This window comes from Streptomyces sp. CAI-85, from assembly GCF_013363615.1.
Taxonomy (GTDB): domain Bacteria; phylum Actinomycetota; class Actinomycetes; order Streptomycetales; family Streptomycetaceae; genus Streptomyces; species Streptomyces antibioticus_B.
Genome location: NZ_JAANNX010000209.1, coordinates 1 through 965 on the forward strand (window position 1 = coordinate 1; position 965 = coordinate 965).

Genomic DNA, 965 nt, shown 5'->3' on the forward strand with positions numbered 1-965 from the left:
GCGAGACGGTCGAGGAGCTGACCCTCCAGGCCCCGCTGACACTGCCCGAACAGGGCGGGGTCCGGCTGCGGGTCACGGTCGGGGAGCCCGGCGCCGACGATCGGCGGACGGTCGGCGTGTACTCCTGTGCCGACTCCGCGGCGGGGACGCCGGGGGAAGCCTGGACGTGCCACGCCACTGGCGTGATTGCGCGGGAGGCCGTCGAGGCGGGTGCCGACCTGGTGGCCTGGCCGCCGTCGGGCGCCGTGCGCGTCGAGACCGGTGAGCTGTACGACGATCTGGCCGGTGCCGGATACGGATACGGCCCCGCCTTCCAGGGGCTGCGTGCCGCTTGGCGGCGCGGCGACGAGGTGTTCGCCGAGGTCGAGGCGGGGGAGGAGCAGCGGGACGAGGCGGCTCGCTTCGGTCTGCACCCCGCGCTGCTGGACGCGGCGCTGCATGCTGTGCGGCTGGGCGGGTTCTTCGCCGACGCGCAGGCGCGGCTGCCGTTCGAGTGGCGTGGCGTGTCGCTGCACGCGTCCGGCGCGTCGGTGCTGCGGGTACGTCTGGCGCCGGCCGGTGCGGACGCCCTGTCGGTGACCGTCGCCGACGGCACCGGACAGCCCGTCGCGACCGTCGGCTCGCTGCTGACCCGACCCGTCGACCGGGAACAGCTCGCCGCGGCCCAAGGCTCCCTGCACGACGCCCTGTTCGAGCTCCAGTGGACCGCTGCCACGCCGGCGCCGGAGGCCGCGGGGACGTTCACGTGGGTCGTCGTCGGTGAGTCGCCGATCGACGGGCCGACGTACCCGGACTTCGACGCTCTCGCCGCCGGGGAGGCCGTACCGGACCTCGTCGTCCGCCGCTTCGCCAGCTCGGCGGACACCGCCGGGACGACCGCGGACGTCGTACACACGGCTCTCCGTGACGTCCTGGAGCTGGTGCAGGGGTGGCTGGCGGAGGAGCGGTTCGCGGGGTCGCGGCTG

1 protein-coding gene is annotated in these 965 nt (G+C 75.1%); it reads left to right on the forward strand.

Annotated features, from left to right (window positions below):
* Positions 1-965 (forward strand): polyketide synthase dehydratase domain-containing protein (locus G6W55_RS37820; protein WP_175525084.1); only part of this gene is annotated, 965 nt, incomplete at both ends.